This window comes from Streptomyces glaucus (assembly GCF_039533365.1).
Classification (GTDB): Bacteria; Actinomycetota; Actinomycetes; order Streptomycetales; family Streptomycetaceae; genus Streptomyces; species Streptomyces glaucus.
Genome location: NZ_BAAATK010000019.1, coordinates 85,645 through 108,354 on the forward strand (window position 1 = coordinate 85,645; position 22,710 = coordinate 108,354).

The 22,710-nt window shown below is 74.0% G+C and carries 19 protein-coding genes; 4 read left to right on the forward strand and 15 right to left on the reverse strand.

Annotation, left to right across the window (positions count from 1 at the left end; all coding sequences use genetic code 11):
• Positions 1–24: 24 nt before the first annotated feature.
• Complete coding sequence (locus ABD363_RS16500) at positions 25–420, forward strand: EVE domain-containing protein (RefSeq protein ID WP_344604101.1); 396 nt, start codon at positions 25–27, stop codon at positions 418–420.
• A 213-nt stretch (positions 421–633) separates the two neighbouring features.
• Here the strand turns inward: ABD363_RS16500 and ABD363_RS16505 are convergent, their stop codons facing one another.
• The 15 genes from ABD363_RS16505 to ABD363_RS16575 all read right to left on the reverse strand — a co-directional run bounded on the left by ABD363_RS16505 (position 634) and on the right by ABD363_RS16575 (position 18,251).
• Positions 634–1,653: a pectate lyase family protein gene (locus tag ABD363_RS16505; protein ID WP_344604102.1), complete on the reverse strand. Its 1,020-nt coding sequence runs from the start codon at positions 1,651–1,653 to the stop codon at positions 634–636.
• A 16-nt stretch (positions 1,654–1,669) separates the two neighbouring features.
• Positions 1,670–2,695 (reverse strand): pectate lyase family protein, encoded by a 1,026-nt coding sequence (locus tag ABD363_RS16510; RefSeq protein WP_344604104.1) that lies wholly within the window; start codon positions 2,693–2,695, stop codon positions 1,670–1,672.
• Between the two features lie 15 nt (positions 2,696–2,710).
• A complete protein-coding gene (locus ABD363_RS16515; protein WP_344604106.1) occupies positions 2,711–3,784 on the reverse strand; it encodes a pectate lyase family protein in 1,074 nt (357 codons plus the stop codon).
• Between the two features lie 1,417 nt (positions 3,785–5,201).
• Positions 5,202–6,584, reverse strand: a complete 1,383-nt coding sequence (locus ABD363_RS16520; protein ID WP_425577992.1) for an LCP family protein — start codon at positions 6,582–6,584, stop codon at positions 5,202–5,204.
• A gap of 307 nt (positions 6,585–6,891) precedes the next feature.
• Entirely contained in the window at positions 6,892–7,824 is a 933-nt protein-coding gene (locus ABD363_RS16525; RefSeq protein WP_344604108.1) for a M56 family metallopeptidase, read from the reverse strand.
• 5 nt (positions 7,825–7,829) lie between these two features.
• Entirely contained in the window at positions 7,830–8,216 is a 387-nt protein-coding gene (locus tag ABD363_RS16530) for a BlaI/MecI/CopY family transcriptional regulator (protein ID WP_344604110.1), read from the reverse strand.
• A gap of 321 nt (positions 8,217–8,537) precedes the next feature.
• Complete coding sequence (locus ABD363_RS16535) at positions 8,538–8,765, reverse strand: helix-turn-helix domain-containing protein (protein ID WP_344604112.1); 228 nt, start codon at positions 8,763–8,765, stop codon at positions 8,538–8,540.
• Positions 8,766–9,154: 389 nt separating this feature from the next.
• A complete protein-coding gene (locus ABD363_RS16540) occupies positions 9,155–9,607 on the reverse strand; it encodes an MmpS family transport accessory protein (protein ID WP_344604114.1) in 453 nt (150 codons plus the stop codon).
• A gap of 216 nt (positions 9,608–9,823) precedes the next feature.
• Complete coding sequence (locus tag ABD363_RS16545) at positions 9,824–10,708, reverse strand: SDR family NAD(P)-dependent oxidoreductase (RefSeq protein WP_344604116.1); 885 nt, start codon at positions 10,706–10,708, stop codon at positions 9,824–9,826.
• A gap of 184 nt (positions 10,709–10,892) precedes the next feature.
• Complete coding sequence (locus tag ABD363_RS16550) at positions 10,893–11,738, reverse strand: MerR family transcriptional regulator (RefSeq protein WP_344604118.1); 846 nt, start codon at positions 11,736–11,738, stop codon at positions 10,893–10,895.
• A 59-nt stretch (positions 11,739–11,797) separates the two neighbouring features.
• Positions 11,798–12,124 carry a nuclear transport factor 2 family protein gene (locus ABD363_RS16555; protein ID WP_344604120.1) on the reverse strand — a complete coding sequence of 109 codons (327 nt, stop codon included), beginning with the start codon at positions 12,122–12,124 and terminating at the stop codon, positions 11,798–11,800.
• A gap of 37 nt (positions 12,125–12,161) precedes the next feature.
• The gene (locus ABD363_RS16560; protein WP_344604122.1) at positions 12,162–12,935 is read right to left on the reverse strand and encodes an SDR family oxidoreductase; all 774 of its coding nucleotides are present in this window, start codon (positions 12,933–12,935) and stop codon (positions 12,162–12,164) included.
• Positions 12,936–13,157: 222 nt separating this feature from the next.
• Positions 13,158–15,290 carry an FG-GAP repeat domain-containing protein gene (locus ABD363_RS16565; protein ID WP_344604124.1) on the reverse strand — a complete coding sequence of 711 codons (2,133 nt, stop codon included), beginning with the start codon at positions 15,288–15,290 and terminating at the stop codon, positions 13,158–13,160.
• A gap of 280 nt (positions 15,291–15,570) precedes the next feature.
• Positions 15,571–16,470 (reverse strand): NAD-dependent protein deacetylase, encoded by a 900-nt coding sequence (locus ABD363_RS16570; protein ID WP_344604126.1) that lies wholly within the window; start codon positions 16,468–16,470, stop codon positions 15,571–15,573.
• A gap of 845 nt (positions 16,471–17,315) precedes the next feature.
• Positions 17,316–18,251 (reverse strand): LysR family transcriptional regulator, encoded by a 936-nt coding sequence (locus ABD363_RS16575; protein WP_344604128.1) that lies wholly within the window; start codon positions 18,249–18,251, stop codon positions 17,316–17,318.
• 1,310 nt (positions 18,252–19,561) lie between these two features.
• On the opposite strand from ABD363_RS16575, the gene ABD363_RS16580 reads away from it, so the two are divergent.
• From ABD363_RS16580 to ABD363_RS16590, 3 genes are all read left to right on the forward strand, one after another.
• Positions 19,562–19,933, forward strand: coding sequence for a hypothetical protein (locus ABD363_RS16580; protein ID WP_344604130.1), 372 nt, complete (start codon positions 19,562–19,564; stop codon positions 19,931–19,933).
• A gap of 486 nt (positions 19,934–20,419) precedes the next feature.
• Positions 20,420–20,686, forward strand: coding sequence for a hypothetical protein (locus ABD363_RS16585; RefSeq protein WP_344604132.1), 267 nt, complete (start codon positions 20,420–20,422; stop codon positions 20,684–20,686).
• On the forward strand, positions 20,683–22,590 hold the full coding sequence (locus ABD363_RS16590) for a thiamine pyrophosphate-binding protein (RefSeq protein ID WP_344604134.1): 1,908 nt from the start codon (positions 20,683–20,685) through the stop codon (positions 22,588–22,590). Before ABD363_RS16585 ends, ABD363_RS16590 begins: the two co-directional genes overlap by 4 nt.
• Positions 22,591–22,710 lie beyond the last annotated feature (120 nt).

The window sequence follows — 22,710 nt, forward strand, 5'->3', positions numbered from 1 at the left end:
GTACGCACGAGCCGAGGAGCACCCGTGGACTGGTTGTTCATCGTGAAACCCGCAGACACCGCCCCGGACGGCGGCTCCTTCGCCAAGGACCGCATGCTGGAACTCGCCGAGACCGCGCCCCGCCGGGAGTGGTGCCTGTCCAGGCGGCGGCGCATGGCCCCCGGCGACCGCCTGTGGATCTACTTCTCCGCGCCGGTGCGGGAGGTCGCCGCGGTGGCCGAGATCGAGGGCGAGCCGTACGAGGTGACCGGAAGCCCTCGCCAGCCGTGGCGGTTCACGGCGACGCTGGATCCGGCGGCGACCCGCCGGCTGCACCGCGACCCCGTCCCGCTGCACGCCCTGTCCAACCGGCACCCGCAAGGGGTCACCCGGGTGAAGGACGACGATCTGGGGCTGCTGCTGGAGCACGCGGGCCTGTGACGGCGCCGCGCCCGGGGCCGCCCGCCACGGCCCCGGCCGGGACATCGGCCGGGGCACCGAGCGGTGGGCGGCCCGGCGGGCGGTCACGCTGCCGCGCCGGTCCGCCCGCCCGCGGATCCGCCGGGAGGTCCGCGGGCGGCATCCACGAGGTGTTTCCCGGGCCCGACTGCCGGTCCGCCGGCACCGCCTCCGAACGGCGTTGCGGCGGGGGCCTCAGAGGCCGATGGTGCCCGGACCCGCGCCCCGCGTCACGGTGTCCTTGACGGTCCGCGGGTCGTCGACGGTGTAGTCGTAGTAGTCCGCCGGATCCTCGACGCTGCCGCCCGTGACCGGTTCGCCGGTGTCACCGACGAAGACGTTGTTCCGTTCGAACACGCCGCCTTCCGGCCCCGAGTAGCTGTTGGTCATGGGCTCCTCGACGTCGTCGAAGTAGTTGCCCTCGACGAAGCAGCCCGAGTCCGCGTTGCAGGCCGGGCCGGTGTCGCTGTTGTCGAGGAAGTAGTTGTTGTAGATGTGGACCGGGTCGCCGAAGCGGGTGCGCGGATTGCGCTGCGGGGTGCGGTCGTACCAGTTGTGGTGGTAGGTCACCTTCAGCCGGCCGGTGTCCTGGGCGCCGTTCTTGTCGGAGTGGCCCAGCAGCATGTTCTTGGTGTGGTGGTGGGTGTGGTTCCAGGAGACGGTGATGTAGCTGGAGCCCCGCTTGATGTCGATCAGCCCGTCGTAACCGGCGGACAGGTCGTTGTGGTCGATCCAGATGTGGTGCGAGAACATCTGGATGTTGATGGAGTCGTCGCTGGCGTTCTTGAACGTCAGGTTCCGGACGATGACGTTGTGCACGGCGTTCGGGGGCGGCGAGGTGACGCCGTCGCTCGCCGGCAGGCCGATGTTCAGGCCGCCGCCGGAGATCCCGGAACTCGCGCCGACACCGACGATCGTCTTGTCGGAGCTGACGTCGTACATCCCGGCGGGCAGCGTGATCATGCCGTTGACGTGGACGATCCTGGGGCCCTCGGCCCTGACGGCGGCGATCAGGTCGGCGGCGGTGGAGACCGTCACGGTCGGACCGCCCGCGCCGCCGGTGGTGCCGTTCTGTCCCCACGCGTCGACGCTCGCGAACCCGGTGGGCGCCGGTTCCGCCAGTACGGCAGGGGCCGTGGGAGCGGGGGAGGGAGCGGCGGCCGTGGCGGCCAGCGCGGCCAGGGCCGTGAGCAGGAGCGTGCCTTTGCGGTGCATCGTGTGCCTCCTGGGTTCAGGCGATTCTGCCGACGCCGGCGCCGGCCGGGACGGTGGCGGGGACGGTCGAGGGGGCGTCGAGGGTGTAGGCGTAGTAGGTGCGCGGCTCGATCACCGTGCCCAGCGTCCGGGGCGTCCCGGAGCCGACGTAGAGGTTGTTCCGCTCCACCACCCGGCCCGGACCGCTCTCGTCGTAGCCGGAGTGGATCGGGTGGGCGACGTTCTCGAAGTAGTTGCCCTCCACCAGGACGCCCGCGTCCTCGGTCGAGGCCACACCGTAGAGCCGGTTGTTCCGGTAGTAGTTGTTGTAGACGTGCACCGGCTCGGCGAACCGGACGCGCGGGTGGCGCTGGTCGGTGCCGTCGAAGAAGTTGTGGTGGAAGGTGACCCGCAGCTTGCCCCGGTCCTGGCTGCCGTTGGCGTCCGAGTGGCCGATCAGCATGGTCTTGCTGTGGTCGTGGAAGTGGTTCCAGGAGACGGTGACGTAGTCCGCGCCGCGCACGATGTCGATCAGGCCGTCCGCGCCCGCGCTGAAGGTGCAGTGGTCGATCCAGATGTGGTGCGAGGACTGCTGGATGCTGAGGGAGTCGTCGTCGGCACCGGTGAACCGCAGGTTCCGGATGATCACGTTCTGTCTGCGGTACATGTCCAGGCCGCCGCCGGTGATCTCCGCGTCGCCGCCCAGCCCGATGATGGTCTTGTTCGAGCGGACGCCCTGCTTGCTGCTGATGCGCAGGGTGCCGAGGACCTGGATGACGTAGGGCTCGTCGCGGTCGCAGTAGTCCAGGAACGTCTCGGCGTCGGTGACGGTGACCACCGGGCCGCCGGCGCCGCCGGTGGTGCCGGACAGGCCCAGCGCGGGGACGCCCGCGAAGCCGTCGGCGCTCTGCGCCGCCGCGGCGGCTCGGACCCGCGGTACGGGGGCGGGCGCGGCGGCCCGCGCGAGGCTGCTCCCGCCGGCGGCCGGCAGGGCGGCGAGGGCCGCGGTGGCGGCGGTGCCCGCCAGCAGGCCGCGGCGGGTGAGGGAGGGGAGGTTCCGCATGGTCGTCTCCGTCTCTCAGATCTTCCCGACGCCGGCCCCGGCCGGGACGACGGCCGGGACCTCGGCCGCCCGGTGCGGGGTGTAGGCGTAGTACGTGCGCGGCTCGACGACCGAACCCCGCGTCTCGACGGGGTGGTTGCACTCGACGAGGATGTTGTCGCGCGCGGCCAGGCGGCCGAGGTCGCCGCTGAAGTCCACCCGGGCCGGGTTGTTGACGCTGTGGAAGTAGTTGCCCTCCAGCATCACCCCGGCGTCCATGGCGGAGGCCACGCCGTAACTGTTGTCGCGGTAGTAGTTGTTGTAGACGTGCACCGGCTCGGCGAACCGCACCCGCGGGTTGCGCTGGTCGGAGGCGTCGAAATGGTTGTGGTGATAGGTGACGCGCAGCCGTCCCCGGTCCTGGGCGGCGTTGTCGTCGTCGTGCCCGAGCAGCAGGGTCTTGTCGTGGTCGTGGAAGCGGTTCCAGGACACGGTGACGAAGTCCGAGCCGCGCTTGATGTCCACGGCGCCGTCGTCGCCGTCGGAGAAGTCGTTGTGGTCGATCCAGATGTGGTGCGAGAACATCTGGATGTTGACGAGGTCGTCCGTGGCCCCGTCGAACGACAGGTTGCGGATGATGACGTTGTGCACGGCGTTCGGGGGCGGCGAGGTGACGCCGTCGCTCGCCGGGAGGCCGATGTTCAGGCCGCCGCCGGTCAGCCGGGCGGTGCTGCCCAGACCGACGATGGTCTTGTCCGAGGCGACCGGGTGCATGCCGTCGCGGGACCCGGTGGGCAGCGTGATCGTACCGCTGACCTGCACGACCAGGGGTTCGGGGCGGGAGATGTGGCCGAGGAATTGCGCGGTGGTGGTGGCCGTGACGACCGCGCCGCCCGCGCCGCCGGTGGTGCCGTTCTGTCCCAGGGCGTCGACGGAGGCGAAACCGTCGGCGGTCGCGGCCGGGACAGCGGGAGGGGAGGAGGCAGGGGGAGGGGAGGAGGCGGAGGGGGATGCGGAAGCGGAGCCGGCGGGCGCGGTGGTCAGGAGGGAGACGGCCAGCGCGGCGACGATCAGTCCGGCTCCGGACGCACGGCGTCTGGATAATCGCATGACGGATAGCCCTTTCTGCAACTGTTTCCGGGCATGGCGGAGAAGGTGCTTGCGTGGTGGGCTGTACTGACCGAATGGCGGCGCAGTATTCGGTAAGCGCTTTCTGTGGAAAGTAAAGCCCTTGTTGCGAGCGCGTCAACAGGCGTGCGTGTGCGCGAAAGACGAGAGTTTCCAACAGAAGGAAACAGATGTCTGAGGGGGCCGGAACGCCCCGCAGCCTCGAGGCGGAAGGGCGAGGAGAGGCGACCCGGCCGGGGCGTCGAGGGCGGGCGCCCGGTCCTCGCCTTCGGTGACGTTCTCCGGGCGCACGTGAAGCGGTCCTGTTGTCCGCGGCGCGGGAGAAGCGGTGCCCGCCGCGGTGCGACCGCCGGCCGGGAAGGCGCTGACCGTCCGTACGGCGGCGGACGCCTTCCTCGGCTCGCTCGGCGACCCGAACACGGTCCGCGGCTGCTCGATCGGCGTCGGCGAGACGGCCGGGCGGATCGGGGAGGCCCGCCCGCTTGCGCCGGTCGCAGGCCGGGCGGGCAGGTCTGTCCTGCGGAACTGCTGGACACCGGCGGTCCGGGGAGCGCCGGTGTGCTCGGCCGGGCGAAAGCCCCTCCCACTGCCCCTGATTGATGCGGACATGCCTGTTCGAGTTGTCATACCGGAAGGGGGGTGATGAGGAATGCGAGGGCGCCGGGTCGCTGACCTTTGTTGCGGCTCCTGATGCATGTCCCTGCTCTTGAAACGAGAGTGACCGAGCGGTAAATCCGTGACGTCACTCTGCGCTCTCTCGGTCGCTCAGCATGTTTCATTCATGGAATGCGACACTCCGCCTCGCATATTGATGAAGATGTGAAGGCGCATCGGTTGATGTGCCTTCGTTCCGCGCGAGCCGCCCGGGTTGCTCGTGTCGGATACCTGGTGGCCGCGCTTCGGCAGAGGGGGATGCACGCGAGACGTGCGCGTATGACGGCTGCGGCGACGGTGGCGGGGGCCGCTTCGTCGCTGCTGGGGACAGGTGTGGCTGCCGCGGGTACGGGGCCCGCGCCCTCGACGGGCGCTCCCGCTCCTGCCGCGGGTACGGAGGCCGGGAACCCCGCCGGCGCGGTGGCGCAGGCGACGGGAGTGTGCTCCGACGCCTACACCTACGACACCCTCGGCCGCCTCACCAAGGCCGTCGAGACCAGGAACGGCTCCACCACGGCAGGCTGGTCCTACTGCTACGACAAGGCCGGCAACCGCACCGCAAGCTCCACCGGCACGTCCCTTCCGGCCTGCGACAACGCCCAGCACACCTATACCTGCAACGACGCCGGCCAACTCACCTCCTACGACGGCTTCGCGGTCGAGCGCCGCCACCGGGACCATGCGGCCGGCGCCGGGGGAAGCGCGGCGGACGCCCGACCGGGCCCGGATCCGGCCGGCTCACACCTCACCCGATGGCCTCGGGGTCGAGGTCGGTCCCGACCACCAGGGTCACGACACCGGCGGCGGCGCCCGTGTCCTGCCTGGCGCGCACCCCGGGCAGCCGGGAGGCGAGCACCTCGGCCTCTTCCCTCAGGCCCTGCGGATGACCGACCGTGGTGGTGCGGGCGGTCTCCGGGGCGTTGCCCGTGCCGACGACGGTGAATCCGGCCGCGCGCAGCTTCTCGGCGACCGCGGCGGCGCGGCCCGGGACACCGGTGCCGTTGAGGACCCGGACGCGTACGGAGGAGGCGTACACGGGGTCCTCGGCGTCCGCCCGGAGCCGCTCCGCGTCGACCTCCTCGTCCTTGGCCAGAGCGGCGAACAGGTCGGCGGCCTGCGGGTACTGCCACATGACGTTGGCCTTGTCGGCGGGCACGTCGGCCTCCCGCGGGTAGTTCGGCACGGTGAGGAACGTCAGGCGGTCGCGGGGGACGCCCTTGAGGTCGGACGCGAGGCCGTACAGCGGCCTGATGCCGGCCAGGTCCTTGTCCGTGGTCAGGGACTCGGTCGCGGACTCGAGGAAGCCGTACAGCGCGTTCGGGCTGGCCAGCTTGGACTGCGCTTTCTCGGCCAGGGCCTGCATGAACTCCTGCTGGCGGCCGATGCGTCCGGTGTCGGAGCCGTTGCCGACGTTGTAGCGGGCACGCACATAGCCGAGCGCGTCCTCGCCCCTGACGGTCTGGCAGCCGGCCTCCAGGTCCAGGCGGGCCTTGTCGTCGTGGATGGCCTCCTCGGGGCAGACCTCGACGCCGTCGAGGGCGTCGACCATGCCTTTGAAGCCCTGGAAGTCGAGGGACACGAAGTGGTCGATGCGCAGGCCGGTGTTGGCCTCGATCGTCTTGATGGTGCAGGCGGCGGCCTCGGCGATCCCACCCCCCGTGCCGCCGATCGCGAACGCCTGGTTGATCTTGAAGTGGTGCGGTTCGGACGTGGTGCCGTCGCCCTTGTCGCAGGCCGGTATCCCCACCCACGAGTCACGGGGGAACGACACGACCGTGGCCCACTTCCGGTCGGCGGGGACGTGCACGACCATCAGCGTGTCCGACTGCATGGTGGTCAGGTCCCCGCCGTACCGCGCGTTGTCGCCGTCGCGGCTGTCCGAGCCGACGACCAGGATGTTCTTCGAGCCGGGGCTGAGGTTGACCGGACGGTCGCCGCCGAGCCCGTCGTGGACGTCCGCGCCCTGGATGTTGCCGTCCAGGTCCTGGTAGACCCAGGCGCCGACGCCCGCGACGCCGAGGACGAGCGCCGCGCACACGCCCGCGCTCCACACCAGGATCCGCCCCCGCCGCGTCAGCCGGACCTTCCCGGCCCCGGCCGGAGCGCGCCGCCTTCCCCTACCGTCCACTGATGTTCACTCCTCGGCCTCGGTCGCGTCGTCCGCTGTGTTCGGATGCCCGGCTTCGTGCCCGCCGAACGACTGAACTCTACGTTCCTGTAGAGACAATGGGGGACGGGATCCTCGCCGCGACCGGAGCCCGCGCGGCGAGGATCCCGCCCCCGCGCAAGTGCGGGACAGGGACCCTCCGGGGGCGGGCCGCAGCGGCAACGACGCGCGGACGGAGGCCGGGGCCGTACGGACGTCCGTGGGAGGGAACGGGCGGCGGAGGCCGACGTCTTCCTCACGCCGGGCGGCTGCCCGTTCCCCGCCCGCGTCAAAGGGGGGTGGCCGCGCGCAGGATGAGGACCATCGTCACGGCGGAGTTCGCGGACGACATCGCCGACACGGCGGCTCCGGCCGCCGCGCCCCACGCCGCCACGCCCACGGAGGTGAACAGCGGCGGCCAGCGACGCGCCGCCGGAGCGGGCCCGAGCAGGGCCGCCACCCGGCGCGGCACCGGTCCGGCCGCGGCGAAGCCGGCCAGGACGGCCTCCGGAGTGCTCCGGGACGCCAGGGCCGCCTTGCCGATGGCGCGCGCCACGGTCCGGCGGCTGCCCACCGCCTGGGCGGCGTCCTCGTCCGCCCACCGCTCCGCGGTGTACGACACCGCCGTGCGCAGCGGCCGCAGGAAGGGATTGGCCCGCGCGGCCAGCCGGACCGCGAGGAGGAAGCGGTGATGGCGGGCGGCGAGGTGGGCCCGCTCGTGCGCGAACAGCGCCCGGCGCTCGGCGGGTTCGAGGCAGTCCAGCAGGGCCGTGCTCACCACCACGCGGTCCCGCCGGCCGCCCGGCAGCGCGTACGCGTAAGGGGCGTCGTCCGGAAGGACGGCCACCGCCGTCTCCCGCAGCCCGGCCAGCGCCCGGCGGGCGCGCCGGTGCACCCGCCGGTGTCGCCACAGCGTCCGGCCGCACGCCACCAGCACCGCGCACAGCGCGGGGATCGCCGCCTTGCCGACGACCTCGTCGTACGGCACCGCCTCGCGCACCTCCGGGTCCGACCAGCCGTCGGGCAGCGGGTTGCCGGGCAGCTGGGCGGTGCCGACCACCATCACCAGGCCCAGGCACAGCGTGCTGCAGGCCGCCATCACCGCGGCCACCCCGGTCAGCAGCCGGGTCGCGGTCCGCGGATGCAGATGCTGCTCGGCCAGGCGCGCGATCGGCCACGCCGTCAAAGGCAGCACCAGCGGCAGAAAGACGAACACCCCCATGAGGTTCAGTCGTCCCCTTCGCCCCGGGACTGGCCCAGCAGCTCCCGCAGCAGCCGCTCGTCGTCCGGCCCCAGGCCGGTGACGAAGCTGGCCAGCACCGCCTCCCGGTCGCTCTCGGCGTCCAGCAGCCTGCGCATCCTGTGCGCCGCCAGGCCCGCCTGGTCCGACGCGGGCGTCCAGACGAAGGACCGGCCCGCCCGCTCCCGGGTGACCGCGCCCTTGGCCAGCAGCCGGGTCAGGATGGTGATCACGGTCGTGTAGGCGAGGCCGCCGCCCAGGCGCTCCTGCACCCAGCCGGCCGTCGCCGGGCCGTCCGCCTCCCTGAGCGCCGACAGGACCAGCGCCTCCAGCTCACCCTGCCCCCGCCGCCGGGGACGCCGCTGATCCGTCACGTCCCGTCTCCCTTCCGCCGCCGTCCGTTTCCCGGGCCGACATCGTATAGACGCCCCCCGCGCCCGCCCGCCACCCGGTGAGTCCGCGTCCGCGTCCTGCTCGCCGCTCCCGCCGCCACCGCGCGCAGGGGCACCGGGCGGACCGGGACCCTGGACCCGTTCCGGCCCCCGCCCGGACCGGACGGGGGCCGGGGCCCGGACGGGGGCTCGGGATCGGCTCCGGCAGCGCTCACGCCACCGACCGTGCCGTCCACCCGGGCCGCCGGCTGCCCGGACGACCTGCCGGGGAGCCGGCGATTTCCCCCGCGGGGCGGGCCGTCCTCACCGCTGCGAACGGCCGCCGGCCTCTTCGAGCCGCCGGTGCGGGCGCTCCCCGCCTCGGCTGCGCAGGGGGACGTCCGCCTCGGTGAGCACACGGTGGACGAACCCGTACGAGCGTCCGTGCGCTTCGGCGATGGCCCGTATGGACAGGCCCTTCTCGTACTGCTTCCGCATCTCCCGCGCGAGTTCCTCGCGGGCCGCACCGGTGATCTGCTTGCCCTTGTTCACCACGCGTCTCCTTCGGTGATCGACGTCCGGATGTGATCGTCGTCTACCCCGGGCAGGGAAAAAGCCACAGAACACGGACGTGCTGCCGGGGACCGCCGAGCAGGCGCCGCACACCGGCAGCCCCCCGGCCGTCCGCCGCTGCCACCGCCGAAACACCGCTCAGGACACGGAACGCCGCCGGAGCCGGCCGCTCGACGAGTCCGCTGCGGTGCGCCTCGGCGGGGGAAATCCCTGCCCGCGGTTCCGGGCGCTGCTCCCTTGAGCGAAGCACCCGGACACAGCCGTCCGGAGACCGGCCGGCGACGGGCGGCGCAGCGAAGCGGCGCCTGTCGCCGTGAGGTGCCGAGCCGGGGCGGCTCCCCGACGGGCCCACCCGTCGGGGAAGGGGCTCAGCCGACGACCGGGGAGACCGCGACGCAGCCGGCGGCGGACACCACGCCCGAGTCGGACTCCTCGGCTATGGCCTTCCCCTGGTAGACGATCCTGCAGGAGAGGTCGCCGGAGCCGCCGCTGACGTCCAGGGCCACCGGGATGACGGTCGGCGCCTCGATGCCCCGCAGCTTCACCGTCTTCTTCCACGGCAGCGTGGGGTTCTTCACCGTCTCGAGCTTCGGGTCGGTCGCGTCGCCACCGCCCGCGTTGAACTCGATCGAGTCGACCTCCGCACCGGTCACCTCGTAGGTGACCTCGTACTCCTTGTCGATCTGCTTGTCGACCTCCTCGACCACCTCGTTCTCGACCTGCTCGGCGGCCTCGTCGGTGATGTCCGAACAGGCGCCGAGGCCGAGGACGAGGCCGCCCACGACGAGCGCGGAGGCTATGGAGCGGCTGATGCGGTTCATATGGAACGACCCCCCGGGAAACGCGGACTGTGCAAGGGAAGACAACAGTGCGGGGGAGGCAAAGTCAACTTGTTGACGACCGGACGAAACCGTCGGTCAACCCGCCCCGGCGCACAGGGCGTTCGAGCCGACGGCCCGCCGGAAACCAGCCGGTGGGTTCGGGAATCTGCCCCCGCGGGCCGGGGCGCCGCCCGTCCGCAGGGCGCGCCCCCCGGATCACAGGCCGGCGAGCTGGCCGCCGTCCACCAGCACCGAAGCGCCGGTCTGGAAGGCGAAGTCGGGCGAGGCGAGGGCCAGCGCCGCCGACGCCATCTCCTCGGGCCGGGCCATGCGCTTGAACCCGTCGACCCCCAGGGCCGCGAACCGGGCCTTCTCCTGCGCCCACTGCTCATCGGTCAGTCCGTCCGGACGGTGGACGTCCAGCATCGGGGTGTCGGTCATGCCCGGGGCGAGAGCGACCACACGGATGTTGTGGGGCGCGTTCTCCAGAGCGGCGGCCTGGACCAGACCGCTCACGCCGTTCTTGGCGGCCGTGTAGGACCCGAGACCGGGCCGGGTGGCGAACTGGTTGGACGAACCGGTCACCAGGATCACGCCGCCGCCCCGTCCGCGCATGTGCGGGATCTCGTACTTGAGCGCCAGGAAGATCCCCCGGATGTTGGTGCTCGCCACGTCGTCCCACTCCTGGACCGTCACCTCGTGCACATCGGTGAACGGCTTCTGGATCCCCGCGTTGTTGAGCGCCACGTCAAGCCCTCCGTAGGTGCGCACCACCCGGTTCACGAAGTCCTCCACCTCATCGGGCCGGCGCACATCCGCCCGGATGTACGTCGCTTCGCCGCCCGCCGCGCGGATCTCCTCCTCCACCGCCCGGCCCAGCCGCTCCCGCCGCCCGCAGAACCCCACACGTGCCCCTTCCGCGGCGAACGCGACGGCCGCGGCCCGCCCGATCCCGGAGGTGGCGCCGGTGATCAGCACGGTCTTCCCCGCGTACCGGCCGCCCCGCTCCGCCGCCCGTCCGCCGGCGGCGCCGGCCGCACCCGGCACTCCCGCCCCGGCGAGCCCGGCAGCCGCCGCCCCGATCACCCTGCGGCGGCTCACGGCTCGTTTCCCTCGTCCCATGGCATCCTCCTCGGCCTCTGCGACAGCACGCGCCATGCTTCCGGGCAGGGCTGGAAGAGCCGCTGGAAGGACCGCTGGAAGGACCGTCCGGCCTGCCAGGGCCGTGATCTCCGCAAGGAGAGCGGCCGCCGGGCCCGGCGGCGACACCGGTCGCCGGCGTCCCTCACGTGCTCGGCCGGCCGGTGCCGGGCGGGATCAGCCATGCGACGAGAGTGCGCCAGCGATCGGGCTGGTCGGTGTCGCGCGGCCCGATGAGATACACCTCCTCGACGAGATCCTGGGAGCCCAGGCCGTTGCGGGCGGCGAAGGAGCCCACGGCGGCGTAGGCGAGGTCGAGGTCGTCGTGGGGGCCGGTGTGGGTGGTGACGACGGCCCTGCGCTCGGGCAGTCGCAGCTCCCTCACGGTGGCCGACGCGCCCGGGGGCAGCGGCATTTCGGCGGGGAGGTAGACGGTGGCGCGGCCATGGCCCTCCGTGAAGAGCGTGTGCTGGTAGCGGCCGCCCGGTGGGAGCACGGGGCGCGGACCGACCGCCGCGTCCAGTTCTTCCATCGCGGTGTCGTACCAGTCCAGGCCGGCCCCGGGCGGGACGTCGAGGGACACGGCGAGGACGCGCTGAGCCGGCAGGACCTCGAGGCTCACCGTCCGCGCGGCGTCCGGGTCGAGGAGTTCCCGGAGCGCCTCGACCGCCCGCTGGGTCCGGCCGAGCCGGTCCTCCAGCCGGCGGAGGTGGGCTGCGACGATCTCCTGCGCCGCGCCGCGGTTCCCCGCCTCCCCGCCGGCGGACTCCGCTCGCAGGAAGCTCCGCAGGTCCGCCAGGGGGAGATCGAGGTCCCGGAACCGCCGGATGGTCAGCGCCGGCCGGACCTGCGCGGGCGAGTAGTAGCGGTAGCCCGTGGCGGGGTCCACCTCCGCGGGAACGAGCAGGTCCTGCTCGTGGTAGCGCCGCAGTGCCCGGACGCTCAGGTGCGTGATGCGGGAGAACTCTCCGATGGTCAGCCGCTCCGCCATGGTCTCCTCCTCGTCGGGGGCACCCGGATCCGGTCCACGGCCGGATCCGGGTGCCCGTCTCAGGCCTCGGGCTCGATGCCGAGCAGGGTGATCCTCCCCCGGGCGTCGCGCTCGAAGGTGAAGCGAAGGGTGACCGGGCTGCCGGGGAAGTCACCGGAGACCACCGCCACGGCATGACACGCCGTGGCGGTGCCGGCGGCCTCGCGAAGGTCGTACCGCACGGGCGGGACCTCGCCGTGCCAGCGGCGCACCGCCGCAAGCCCCCGCAGACTCCGGCCGTCGTCGTGCACGACGACGTCGTCGTCGAAGAGGCAGAAGTAGCGCTCCCGATCGGTGTCCGTCGCCGCGGCGAAGTACTCCTCGGCGAACTCCTCTGCGTCCTTCATGCTCGCAACTCCTGTGTCCTGGTAGGGGGGAACGGGCTCAGAGCGCGCGGACGGTGCCGCCGTCGACCGCGTACTCGGCGCCGGTGACGGCGCTCGCCCGGTCGGAGACCAGGAAAGCGATCACATCGGCCACCTCCTCCGGCTCGGCGGGCCGGCCCAGCGGAATTCCGCCGAGGGCCCGCATGAGGTCGTCGAGCGCGGCCTCCCGGGTGACGCCGGCTTCGCTCATCCGGCGGGAGAGGAGGCGCTCGGCGCCGTCGGTGCGGATGAAGCCGGGGGCGACCGAGTTGACCCGGACACCGGCCGGCGCGAGCTCGTTCGCGAGCCCCTTGCTGTACGTGGCCAGGGCGCTCTTGGCCGCGGCGTACGCCAGCGTCGAGTCGTGCAGCGGCATCCGGCGCTGGATCGACGTCACGTGCACCACGGCGCCGGATCCCCGGGCCGCCATCGCCGGGACCAGTGCGCGGTCCAGCCGGACGGCGGACAACAGGTTGAGCGCGAGCTCCTGCGCCCACACTCCGTCGTCGAGGACCGCGTAGCCGCCGGCCGGGGCGTGGGAGCCGCCCACGACATGCACCAGGATGTCCGGTGCGCCGACCAGCTCCGCCACCGCCCCGGCGGCCGCGGCGACGCCCTCGGGGGTACCCAGATCGGCCTGCACGAACGGGGAGCCGGGCTGCTTCGCGGGTGTACGGGCGAGGGTGACGACCCGTGCTCCCGCGTCCTGGAGCCGGCGCACCGTGGCCAGACCGGCTCCCTTGCTGCCGCCCGCCACCACCGCGGTGCGACCGTCGAGATCGTTGCTGTTCATGAACGCGACCATGGACCCTCCCGCGGGGAGAGGGTCAAGCGCGCCCGTCCGCCCGCCGGGCCGTGACGCCACGGCCCGGCGGGCGGGAAGCCCCGGCGGCCTGCCGCCGCGGGACGGACGCCGGGCGGGGCGGCCCGGGCGGACCCGCCGGGACCGGACGCGGCCCCGGCCCGGGACCCGCGTGGACCCGAGGGCGCCCGAGGGGGCCTCTGCCCCGTGTCGTCAGGAGATGCGGATGCCCGACCAGTCCGTGGCCTTGCCGACCTGCGACCGGTTGCCGAAGCCGCCCCGGCCGTTGCCCCGGTTCAGCCAGGCGCGGCCGTCCTTGTCGAGCGAGATCAGATCGGCCCGGCCGTCCCCGGACAGGTCGAGGCCGCCGACCACGTCCTTGTAGGAGGTGCCCCAGTTCTCGAAGACCAGTGACCGGGACCTGAAGGTGCCGGTTCCGGTCCCGCTGAACCGCCACAGCTCGTTCGACGCGTCGAGGGCCAGCAGGTCGTTCCTGCCGTCGCCGTCGAGGTCCCCGGCGGCGATCAGCCTCTTGTAGCCGCCGAAGCCGGACCCGGCGAGCGCGCGGGTCTTGAAACCGCCCGCGCCGTTGTGCGCGTACACGTACAGCTTCCCGGTCGAGGCGGACCGGGTCAGCAGGTCGGCCCGGCCGTCGCCCGTCACGTCGCCGGGCGGGACGACCGCGTCGTACCCGCTCCAGTCCGAGGAGACCCTGACGTGGAGCGACTGCTGGTCGGGCAGCCCGCCGCAGACCGTCGGATGGACGCGGGCCTCGCCCTTCGGGAGGCGGACGAACACGTCGTTGCAGCCGTCGCCGTCGAGGTCGCCGAACGGCAGCACCAGGGCGCCCGTCGGCCAGCTGCTCGCGCGCTGCCCCGCGGACAGTCTCGTCGCGTCGCCCGCGTACACCTTCAGCCCGCTGCTGTTCCGGCCGAACAGGTCGGCCCTGCCGTCGTCGGTGTGGTCGCGCCACTCGGGCAGCGCACGGCTGCCGGTGGTGGCCTGGTGGACGCCGTCCGGGACGGCGCCGTCCGTCCCGGACGGCCGGTGCTCGTCCCACAGCACGACGGGCCGGCCGAGCGCGTCGGCGGCCACCTGGGGCACCCCGGCGAACCGGGCGCTCGTCGCGCTCAGACGCCGCGGGGCGGACCAGGTGCCGCCCTTGAAGACGGCGGCCATCGCGTACTCCTCGTACGAGTGGCCCTCCCGCCACGTCACCGTGACCGTGCCGCCCGAGGTGGCGGCGGCGTCGACCGAGCGCACCTTCTTGTGCGTGGAGAAGCGCTGCGTGTACGGCTGCCAGACGCCGGTGGCCGCCGAACGCACCGCGTACCAGGGGCCGGTCGAGTAGCCGGGCCCGCCGGCGACGAAGAGGTCGCCGTCGGGCAGGTGGACGGGCGCCGTCATCCCGTACGTGCTGCCGTGGGCGGCGGCGGACCGCGGGGTGCTCCACCGCGTGGCGCCGGCGGGCCGGCGCGTGTGCATGAGGTGCGCGGAGTCGTCGTAGAACACGTCGAAGCCGCCCCGCGGATCGGCGAACACCTTCGGGCGCGCCAGGTCCACGTCCGGGACCGGGAAGTCCTGGACCGCGGTCCAGGCGGTCGCGCCGGGAGCCTTCTCCAGGGCGACGACGGCCTTGCTCGTCCGCCACTGCCACACCAGCAGGGCGGTGCCGTCCTCGGCGATCGCCAGGTCCATGTGGGAGATGTCCCGGCTGCCGGACGGCGGCCGCTCGTTGAGGCCGGCCGGAGCGGTCCACGCGGCCCGCGGGCCGGTCTTCTCGGCGGCCGTCACGACACCGGAGACCGTCCACACGGCGACCAGCCGGCCGTCGGGGGCCGCCGCCAGGTGGTGGTAGCCCGTCTCGGGGACCGCGGCGACGTACTCGGGTGCGGAGAAGGCGGTCGCACCGGGCGCGAGGGTGGCCACCTTCAGCCAGTGGTCGTTGTGGTCGTCGGGGCGTTCGGCCCGCCAGACCAGGCGCACCGAGCCGTCGCCGAGCGAGACCAGCTCGGTGTTGTACCCGCCGGCGTCCGGCCAGGTCTGCGGGGCGAGCCAGCGGGTGCTGCCGGCGGGCCGGATCCGGGTGGAACGGGAGAGCCCGCCGCCGGTGAGGGAGACGAGGGCGCCGTTCCCGGCCGACACCAGGGCGTTCAGCCCGCCCGAGGCGGAGTCCGGGGTGTGCGGGGTGCGGGCGCCCCACGGGCCCGGCGCACGCGTCCCGACCGCGGCCGGGGCGGCGCCGGCGGCCGCGGCGGTGGTGTGGGCGGTGGCCGGGACCGCGGCCGTCAGGGCGAGGACGGGAGTGAGCGCGATGCCGAGCACCGCGCGGGACTGCGAAGTCATGGGAATGCCCCCCCCGGGCAGGACGTATCCGGTGATACGGATTCGCCGGACTGTTCGAAAAAGTCAGGCGAAGCGTATACCAGCCAAGATCGCCCCTCGTGGGGGTTTCCCGCCGCTGCTCAGGGGATCCGGCCGGCGCGTCCAGTGGCGCAGTGCCTCTCCCCGGACCCGGCGGAGCGCCGGGCATCCGCTCGGCGGCCGCGGCACAGGCGGCCGGCCCCCGCCCGGCCGCCCCCGGGCCTCCCGGAGCGGTGGCGTTCCGCCACCGGCGCCCTCTGCCTCAGGCCGTCGCCCGGCCGTCGACGGGGACGCCCAGCCGGCCGGCCACGGCGGTGAGGGCCGTTCCCAGGGGGAGGGCGACCCGGGCGACGGCGTGCCGGTCGCCCCGGGTCGGGTCCCGGTTGACGATCAGCACCGGCTTGCCGGCCTGAGCCGCCTGCCGGACGAACCGGAGCCCGGACATCACCGTCAGCGAGGAACCCAGGACCAGCAGCGAGGCCGCCTCACGGACCATCCGACGGCAGTGCTCGACCCGGTGCGGCGGAACGGTTTCGCCGAAGAACACCACGTCCGGTTTGAGGATGCCGCCGCAGAGCGCGCAGGGCACCACATGGAAGTCCCCGACCTGTTCGTCGGTGAGGTCGGCGTCACCGTCCGGGTTGATTCCGGCGGCCACCGGCTCGAAGCCCGCATTGGCCTCCTCCAGCCGCCGGGCGAGTTCGCGGCGCGGGCTGACGGCGCCGCAGGACAGGCAGACGACCCGGGCCAGGCTTCCGTGGAGCTCCACGGTGTCCTCGCTGCCGGCGGCCTGGTGCAGGCCGTCGACGTTCTGGGTGATCACACCCGAGAGCAGGCCGTGCCGCCCGAACGCGGCCACGGCCCGGTGCCCGGCGTTGGGGCGGGCACGGCCGAAGGTGCGCCAGCCGAGATGGCTGCGCGCCCAGTACCGGCGCCGGGCCCGGGCGTCGGCGGTGAATTCCTGGTAGGTCATCGGGGTGTGCCGGCTCAGGCTCCCGCCCTCGCCCCGGTAGTCGGGGATGCCCGACTCCGTGGACAGGCCCGCCCCGCTGAGCACCAGCACACCGCCGGCGCTCAGCGCATCGGCGACCGGCTCCAGGTCCGTGGTGCCCGGCGGCAGGTCCTCGGGAGGGGTCCAGCTCACGGTGGGGCGCATACGCATGCCGCCAGGGTACGGAACGGACCGCCCCCGCCCGCCTTCGCCGCCGACGGCGAAGACGGCCCCGAGAGGGCGTCCGGCGCGCTGCCCGGGGCTCCGGGGCCGTCCGGCTGGCCTGCCTGTCGTACCGGGCGGGGACGGTCCGCGGCGCTTGGTGTCGCGGGGGCTGCGGGGTGGCAGCGCGGCGCATGAGCCGTTCGCCCCCACGTCGACGCTGGGCGGGACGCGCTGGAGGAAGCGCGGCAGCCACGAGACGGCCGGGGCGGGGAGACGGGGACGACGCCCGGGAGTTCCCCGATCCGGTCGGCTGCCTGCGGTGCGGCCGCAGTGGCGGCGCTCTTGCCGGGTCCCCCGGCCAGGACGACCGGGGGGCCGCCGTGGCCGGGGCCGAAGCCGTCGTCGATCAGTTTCTCGACGGCGCCTCCCGCGGTGCGGGCGTGGCGCGCTGCCTCCTCCGGGTGACCAGGGCCGGGTCGGGGAGGCCGCCGGTCCCAGTCGCCTGGTCACCGACTCCGTCCGCGACGCCGCAGCCGTCGAACCCGGCCGCCCGCACCCCCCGCGTGTCGTGGGGCCTGGCGGCCTTCGAAAACGCCAGGTCCCCCTCCGGGCGAGCAGCGCGATCCGCCGGTGCGGACCCGACGGTTCCCGCGCGCTGTGGCCGGCTCGAAACGATCCGGTGCACGGGTCCCGGGGCGCTGGAACGGATCACCGCGCGGCGCGGGAACCGGGCGAACTCGAGGAACGGCCGGCCGGGCAGCCGGCGGAGGTGCGGGCCGGGCGGGACGACGACGCGCGTGCGGCTCCCGGTCCGTCGATCCGGCCACGGCGATTCGCGGACGCGGTGGCGTTCAGCGCGGGACCACCCAGTCCGGCGTCCAGGTCCCGGGGGCGTCGTGACCGCCCGCCGTGGCGGCGAGGTGGGCGCGGAGGGTGACCAGCGCCGGGTGGGGGTTGTCGCGGTGCCAGAGGAGCGAGTGCGGGTAGACGGGCGTCGGGTCGGTCACCGGGATGCGGCGCAGGCCGTGGCCGGCGGGCCAGACGAGGCGGGTGTGCGCGCCCATGAAGGTGGCCAGGGCCGGGGTGTCGGCGACGGTGTCGAGGAGCGCGTCGGAGCCGAAGTTGGGGCCGGTCGCCTCGATGGTGAGGCCGAACTCGGCGACGAGGTCGTCGTAGTAGGCGGCCCACTCGGTACCGGGGACGATGCCGGGCATCCAGATCCGGTGCCCGGCGAGCTGAGCGACGGTCACCGACCGGGCCCCGGCCAGCGCGTGGCCGGGGCCGGTGAGGAGCTGGAGCGGCTCGTCGAGCACCCGCACGGAGACGAGGTCCTCGGGAAAGGGCCGGCCGGGCGCGGCGACGGCGCGGAAGGACGCGTCGATGGCACCGGACCGGAGGGCGGCGACGGCCGTCTCGATGCCGGGCAGCATCACCACGTCGAGGTCGATCCCGGGGTGCGCGTGGTGGAAGCCGCGCATCAGGCCCGACGCCGCGCCGCGCGAGGCGATCACGTCGACGCGCAGCGGACGGCGGCCGGCGCGCACGGAGGCGACCGCGCGCTCGGCGACGCGCAGCAGCTCGCGCGCGTGGGGCAGGAAGGCCTGCCCGTCGATGGTGAGCTCGGCGCCGCGCGCGGTGCGGGTGAACAGCCGCACGCCGAGGCTGCGCTCCAGGCCGGCGATCCGCTTGGAGACGGCCTGCTGGGTGACCGCCAGCTCGGCGGCGGCCTCCTGGAACTGCCCCGCGTCGGCGGCGGCGACGAAGGTCCGGACGGTGTCGAGGTCCACGGCCGACACCCTAGGGGCACAGCCGATGGCCGTGGCGGAGTGGCCGTGCGGTCGTCCGCCCCCTGGTCAGGGTGCGTCGCTTGATGCTCGCGGTCGCGGACCGGTCGTGCGGGTGAGCGGCGAGGGGCGTCGGGCACCCGGAGCGGGCGGCGACGGGGGCGGCGATCCGGGGGTTGCGGGGAACGTACGGGGCCGGCGCGCTCGGCACAGGGCGCGCCTTCGGCGCGTTCCCGCCGAGCGCCGGCCGGGTGCTGCACGGCGGACCGGCCGGGGGCGCCGCGCCCTCCCCGTGAGGGCCGCCGCGGTGCCGCCCGGCCCGCGGGCGGAGTTCCACCGCGAGCGGCCGGTGCTGATCGCGGTGGATCCGGCGCGGCTCGCGACGCACGGCCATGGTCATCAGGTCACGGCCGCCGCGCCGGTGTCGCGGCCGACGTGCGAGCCACGGGCTGCGGAGCCGGGCGCCTCGGTTTCCGGGCCGGAGCGTCGACTGCCGGCCGGGGCGCGGCCGCGGAGGGGGAGCGGGCGGTCCCGGTGGCCCGCGGCGCGCAGGGGGCGAAGGCGTCGGGGCCGGACACGGCGAAGGCGTGGACGGTGCCGGGGCGGATCCCGCAGGCGTGGCCGGCACCCGCAGCGTCCAAGGGACCGGTCGGGCTCGCCGAGGGGCCCGGCTTCTCCCGCGGGGAGAAACCGGGCCCCTCGGCGAGCCGTGCTATATTGATCTTGAGCTGGTCGCCGGAGTCCCCGGTCGCGGCTCGCGCGTTGGTGGTCCAAGGAAAGACGCCCCGCTTCCTGCGGGGAGATGCAGGTGCAAGGCCTGCCCGGCGCTCGAACACGAAGTCCCGTCCCGCCTCGCGGGGCGGGACTTCGTCGTGTCGCGGTCCCGGCGCATGGGGCGGGACTTCGTCGTGTCGCGGTCCCGGCGCATGGGGCGGCGGCCTCGCCGGAGGACCTCACGGGCCGAGGGCGGCTGCGGCACGGTGGGGACCGGTCCGGCCCGTCGCTGTTCCCCGTCGCCCGGCCGGGTGCCGACGCGGCGGTCCGCTCGGCAGGGCCGGCGGCGGAATTCCAGCACGGCGTTCCTGACGGCCGGGACGCATGGCCCGGCGGGTGCGGGGCCGGCCGCGGAACGGGTTCCGGCCGGGCGGGACCCGAGCCGTGCACCGGCGTGGAGGACGCCGACGGGGCGGCGGACCCATGGGACCATCGTGTCCGCGGCCCGGGGCCCCGGCGCCGTGGTCCTGCCGGTCCTGGGCCGAGCGGCTCGACCGGAGCGCCGGCGAGACCGAACTGCGGCACCTGGGGGAGCGGGCATGGAGTACGGCGGGACGACGCAGGCGCGCCGGGAGCGGACGCGCGCCGAGCGGCTGACCGAAGGACTGACCGTCGCCGTGGCGTCGCTCCTCTCGTTCGTCCTGCTGGCCGGCCCGGCAGTGGTTTTCGGCACGACCGCCTGGCATCCGGCCACCGGCACCGGCACCACCGCGTTCGGCCGGCTCTCGGTGCCGGCGCTCCTCCTCGTCCTCCTGGCGCTGCCGCTCGTTCCGGCCCGCGTGGTGTTCCGCCTGGGCCGGCGCAGGGGCGAGGAGCGGCTGACGGCGGCGGTCCCGGCGGTACTGACGCTGCTCGGCGCGTCCGTCGTGCTGTTCGCCGCCCTGTGCCTGGTCGTCGTGTACGCGGACTGACCACCGTGGCCGGGAAGGGCTCGGGCCTTCCCGCCGGGGATCAGCGGGTGTGGTGGGCGGTGTGCCGCCACCGGCTCCCGGCCGGCCGGGAGCGGTGCGGTCATCCCGCTGAACGCGGCTCGGCGCGCTCGCCGGCGGAGGCGCACGGCCGGCGGAGCGGACTCGGACAGGTGGTCGAGGCGACCGGCCCGCTGTCCCACGGGGCTGCGGCGGCGGTGACCGGACGGACATCACCCCCGGCGCGTCTTCTCGGCCCCGGCCGGCCGGCGGAAACACCACCGCGCAAGGCACAGAATTTCCACATTCCGCGGGTGGATCGTTGTTTCGTCTCCGCTCCCTTCCCTCACCCGCCCCAGGTGGAACTTCTGCCTCCGCAAGGAAATCGGGCCGAGCGGAAATTCCGTCGAGCGGTGCGATGGATTATTTCAGGACTTTGTTTTCCGGAAGAATCAGGGAATCGTTTCTCTATATCTACCATCGCGGGCTATGACCGACATCTCCCGGGACGGCTCCGTCAGCCGCGCGCGCCGGCGGACGCGTCCCGAGCCCGCTCGTGACCCCCTCCTCGTCGGACCGGACGACAAGGACCTCGAACCCGGCCGCCTCCACACCCCGATCGACACGGGCCGTCTCGGCCCCGCCCGCCGCCCGCGCAAGAAGATCCTCGGCGGCGCCGGCACCACCGGCCTCGTCGCCGCCCGTCAGGCCCCGCCCGCCACCGCCCCGGACCCGGACGAGGAGGACCGCTCATGACCGCGATCGCCCCCGAGTGCACGGTCGCACGCTATCTCGCCCTGCGCCTGGCCGAGCTGGGCATCACCCACCTGTTCGGCGTCCCCGGCAATCACCTCGGGCCGTTCCTGACCACCCTGCGGGCCGAGGGCGACATCGAGTGGGTCGGCACCCCCACCGAGGGCGGCGCCGGCCAGGCCGCCGACGCCTACGCCCGCCTCCACGGCGTCGGCGCGGCCGCGGTCACCTACAGCGTCGGCGCGTTCAACCTGCTGGGCGCCTGCGGCGGCGCCTACGTCGAGCGGGTCCCGCTGATCGCCGTCAACGCCTCCCCGTCCTACGAGCAGTGGCAGAACTACCGCGCCCTCGGCCTGCTCACCTCGCACATGAGCCCCCGCCCCGAGAGCAACCTGGAGGTCTACCGGCAGGTCACCGTGGACGCGCAGGTCATCTCCAACCCGGGCCTCGCCCCCGGCCAGATCGACGCCGCGCTCACCGCGTGCCTGACCGAGCGCCGGCCGGTCTACCTGGAGGTCATGGAGGACCTGTGGGACGAGCCCTGCGCCGCGCCGGAAAAGCCGGTCCTCCGCCGTGAGCGGCCGTTCGGCGCACGCAGCCGGCTCATGCTGAACGACGCCGTGCACGCGATCCTCACCCTGGTCGAGAAGCACCCCGGCCCGGACGGCAGGCCCCGCCCGATCGTGTGGGCCGGCGAGGAGATCGACCGGTTCCGCCTCGGCGGGCAGCTCACCGACCTGGTGGAGGCCACCGGAGTGCCGTTCTGCACCACCGTCGGCGCCAAGGCCGTCGTCGACGAGGACCTGCCGCGGTTCCACGGCGTCTACAACGGCCACGCCAGCCACCCGGACGTGCGCTGGATTTTCAAGGACTGGGCCACCTGCCGGATCGGGCTCGGCGCCTGGTCCACGTCGAAGAACCTCGGCGGCGAGCAGTGCGTCGGCGGCGACTGGGTGATGGCCGCGAACGGCGGCGTCAGCGTCGGCACCTCCTACTTCCCCGACGTCCAGCTCGGCCACCTGCTGCCCGCCCTCCAGGACGCGCTGGTGAAGGCCTACGGCTCCGGGGGACTGGCCGCCGACTACTACGCCGAGGCCCACGCCCACCACGGAGCGCCCGGGGACCGCCCCGCCGGCCTGGCGCACCACCGCGCCTCGCTCCACGTCTCCGGCACACCGTCCCGGCACGCCGAACGGCTCACCTACGACGGCGTGTTCGACCGGATCAACCACTTCCTGGGCCACGAGACCCGGCAGGACTGGACGGTCGTCTCCGATGCCGCGTTCTCCCTCATCGGCTCGATGAACCTGTCCCTGCCCGCGGGCGGGTTCCTGTCACAGATCAGCTGGCTGTCCATCGGCTGGTCGGTCGGCGCGGCCACCGGCGTCGCGCTCGCCCCCGAGCGCGAACACACCCGGCCGATGGTGTTCGTCGGCGACGGCGCCTTCCAGGAGACCTGCCAGGAGATCTCCACCCACACCCGGCTCGGGCTGCGGTCGGTGGTGTTCGTCCTGGACAACGGGCACTTCTACGGCATCGAGCAGATGCTGGTGCACCCGTCCTACTACGCCGAGCCGGGCTTCGCCGACCCGGACCCCTACAACGTCCTCCACCCGTGGCACCACGACCGCCTCGCGGCCGTCTTCGCCGGGGAGAAGACCCCGGCGAACGGGGTCAGCATCGAACACCCCTCCGAACTGGACGCCCTGCTGGCCCGCCTCACCGACCCGACCGACCCGGTCAACGCCGGACCGCTGCTGGTCCGCGTCCGTCTGCACCGGCACGACTACCCGCGAGCGATGGCGTACAAGGTGCCGAAGCCCTCCGCGACGGCCCCCTGGACCGGCCGGCCCGGAGGGCGGGAGAACACGCGCCGAGACGGCGTCCCAGGAAACCCCCGCGGGTGAAGGGAGCGGGAGACGGGCAGACACCGGCGTGCCGGTCCCGTCCGACGCGGTCACCGTCGTCGGGCGGAATCCCGGCGCGCCGAGGAACCCCGACGCGCCGACGCGCGTCGACCACGGCCC

What these genes read in the sequence shown, in the direction of transcription:
- ABD363_RS16505 (WP_344604102.1), bottom strand. Translation starts at nt 1,653, where the DNA reads ATGCACCGCAAAGGCACGCTCCTGCTCACGGCCCTGGCCGCGCTGGCC.
- ABD363_RS16510 (WP_344604104.1), bottom strand. Translation starts at nt 2,695, where the DNA reads ATGCGGAACCTCCCCTCCCTCACCCGCCGCGGCCTGCTGGCGGGCACC.
- ABD363_RS16515 (WP_344604106.1), bottom strand. Translation starts at nt 3,784, where the DNA reads ATGCGATTATCCAGACGCCGTGCGTCCGGAGCCGGACTGATCGTCGCC.
- ABD363_RS16525 (WP_344604108.1), bottom strand. Translation starts at nt 7,824, where the DNA reads ATGGGGGTGTTCGTCTTTCTGCCGCTGGTGCTGCCTTTGACGGCGTGG.
- ABD363_RS16540 (WP_344604114.1), bottom strand. Translation starts at nt 9,607, where the DNA reads ATGAACCGCATCAGCCGCTCCATAGCCTCCGCGCTCGTCGTGGGCGGC.
- ABD363_RS16550 (WP_344604118.1), bottom strand. Translation starts at nt 11,738, where the DNA reads ATGGCGGAGCGGCTGACCATCGGAGAGTTCTCCCGCATCACGCACCTG.
- ABD363_RS16555 (WP_344604120.1), bottom strand. Translation starts at nt 12,124, where the DNA reads ATGAAGGACGCAGAGGAGTTCGCCGAGGAGTACTTCGCCGCGGCGACG.
- ABD363_RS16560 (WP_344604122.1), bottom strand. Translation starts at nt 12,935, where the DNA reads ATGAACAGCAACGATCTCGACGGTCGCACCGCGGTGGTGGCGGGCGGC.
- ABD363_RS16565 (WP_344604124.1), bottom strand. Translation starts at nt 15,290, where the DNA reads ATGACTTCGCAGTCCCGCGCGGTGCTCGGCATCGCGCTCACTCCCGTC.
- ABD363_RS16570 (WP_344604126.1), bottom strand. Translation starts at nt 16,470, where the DNA reads ATGCGTATGCGCCCCACCGTGAGCTGGACCCCTCCCGAGGACCTGCCG.
- ABD363_RS16580 (WP_344604130.1), top strand. Translation starts at nt 19,562, where the DNA reads ATGGAGTACGGCGGGACGACGCAGGCGCGCCGGGAGCGGACGCGCGCC.
- ABD363_RS16585 (WP_344604132.1), top strand. Translation starts at nt 20,420, where the DNA reads ATGACCGACATCTCCCGGGACGGCTCCGTCAGCCGCGCGCGCCGGCGG.
- ABD363_RS16590 (WP_344604134.1), top strand. Translation starts at nt 20,683, where the DNA reads ATGACCGCGATCGCCCCCGAGTGCACGGTCGCACGCTATCTCGCCCTG.